At 38.8% G+C, this 1,882-nt stretch carries 2 protein-coding genes and 2 pseudogenes; all 4 read right to left on the bottom strand.

Annotated elements, in window-relative coordinates; genetic code table 11:
* Window positions 1-385 precede the first annotated feature (385 nt).
* Window positions 386-547 (bottom strand): annotated as a pseudogene (locus NNO04_RS22380) (DeoR family transcriptional regulator); the annotation flags it as partial.
* A 57-nt stretch (window positions 548-604) separates the two neighbouring features.
* Window positions 605-697: pseudogene (locus NNO04_RS22375) on the bottom strand (hypothetical protein); the annotation flags it as partial.
* A gap of 33 nt (window positions 698-730) precedes the next feature.
* Entirely contained in the window at window positions 731-1,174 is a 444-nt protein-coding gene (locus NNO04_RS22370) for a hypothetical protein (RefSeq protein WP_271446514.1), read from the bottom strand.
* Between the two features lie 4 nt (window positions 1,175-1,178).
* Window positions 1,179-1,882 (bottom strand): DUF2778 domain-containing protein (locus NNO04_RS22365; RefSeq protein ID WP_271446513.1); only part of this gene is annotated, 704 nt, incomplete at its 5' end.

Raw genomic sequence — 1,882 nt, 5'->3', positions numbered from 1 at the left:
ATTTTTCAATATGTCAATAAATAGCCAGCGACGATAAGATGGCAAAATTAAAATTGCAGTGGCTATATTTGCATTATTCTTATCAGATAATTACACAAAATAAAAATTTGTACCTTTGACTTATAAAAAGCTTATAAAACAATGCTTATGTAGTTCCTATAACGACGTAAAATAAAGGTTTTAGGAATTTTACAGTAAATACCAGGAAGATTATCTATTTATAAAAAATGTGAAGAAAACCGTCTTTGCAGTCGGTTCTTAATATCGGAAAGGATCACACCGAAACAGTGCCATCCTGCCCGGAACTCACCAGGACGATTTCGACCTGTTGCAACTGAAGCAGGTAATGCAACGCCGGACCCGGGTATTCATCCGTAAACAGCGCCGCCACCTGTTCAATAGTGGTACCAATAGTAATAAACACCGTATTCACCACACTGGAAGCTCTTCCCGCCCTGCCATGATGGCACGTAATCAATCCCAGCTCGCTGATCAGCATGAGCAGTTGAACGTGCCGCGGATTACCGGTCAGTTCGGTAAGACTCATGACATTACCTCGAAAAACCATTGCCCTGGCATTTTATTCAAAAAGTGACAGGAAAGATCAGATCTGAACACAGTCAGAGAGACCTGCACGCCCACCCGGACGCGTACACTTTAGTGCTGTAATACCGCTGGCAAACCTGACGGCGTCTTCAAAAATTTGTGCTTATAAAAAATCGACAGGTTCTTACTTACTGGTTTTTTCTCTTTTCATCATTAAAACTAGCAAGGCATCAAACAACCATGTCACTCCCAGAGCTAAAAGCGATGTTATCGTGATGTAGATATGTATCTCATACATATCCAAAAAATGTATTTGTTCATATAGTTCCCAGCCCAGCAAGGAAAATACATCCCTTGCAAAACAGTCAATTAACTCCATTAAGCCAATAAGAAACGGAATGAAAGTAAAAGCAACCAAATAAATAATGCCACCGAAGCACACATTCCAGTTAAATGGATGAAATACTCGTAACATAAGTAAATACACGACATAGCAAATGGCAATATACATACAGAGCCAAACAGTCATTTCACTGCCATGAATGTCGTGTAAATATAAAAAATTTAAACCTAAAATTGCAAAGGCGATGGATGTTATAAATAAAACAATATAGCTTATATTCGACATTCAATTAATCCGTTACAGTTATTTGTCCATAGGATAAAATTCTTCCACCCGCGATGGGATACCTGATAGCATTTAATAGGTGAAATCTAAGTCTGTAAAAATCTTCGCTGTTGTAAAATGTGATACACCCATCCGACACACCTGTTCCATCGGGCCTTAATGGATGTAGTCTGAACGACGATCTCATTCTTGTTTCATAAACAAAGGGTCTGTCATCTGTGCCGACGTAAGAACTTTTATGGTGATTATTTTTAGCTGGCTCATCGGATAGAAAATCAAAATCCAGAAGAGCGTGTACATCATTCAAGACTTCCTGTTGCCCATGCCCGATAAATGACTTAAATACCACTATCGTTTGATCATTAATAAGCCCATCATCCTTATACAAAGCAAACCAGTCGTCATAATTATTCCCTGTTCGCCACTCCTTCTCGACTTGTTTAAACCATGAACTTACCCCTCCTGTAGGGCGATCAACAATCCAGTAGATACCTGGAGGTATTGGCCCATTTTTTTTCATATAATAATCAGCATTATTTTTATATTCACCTAAGCCTGAGAAAACGTCAAACGTTCCGGATCCTGCACATCTCAATTTTAGTCTACCGTCCCGAGAAACCTCTCTGAGATTTAAAGTACAGTAAATCATTGCCCCTCCCAAACCATATATATTATGAATACATTCAGGTTCAACGTTACATTTACTTC

Origin of the sequence: Citrobacter sp. Awk 4 (assembly GCF_028069725.1) — a bacterium.
Classification (GTDB): domain Bacteria; phylum Pseudomonadota; class Gammaproteobacteria; order Enterobacterales; family Enterobacteriaceae; genus Citrobacter_D.
The sequence above is the reverse complement of the archived record's forward strand: the minus strand, read 5'-3'. Positions and strand labels throughout refer to the sequence as shown.

What these genes read in the sequence shown, in the direction of transcription:
- NNO04_RS22370 (WP_271446514.1), bottom strand. Translation starts at nt 1,174, where the DNA reads ATGTCGAATATAAGCTATATTGTTTTATTTATAACATCCATCGCCTTT.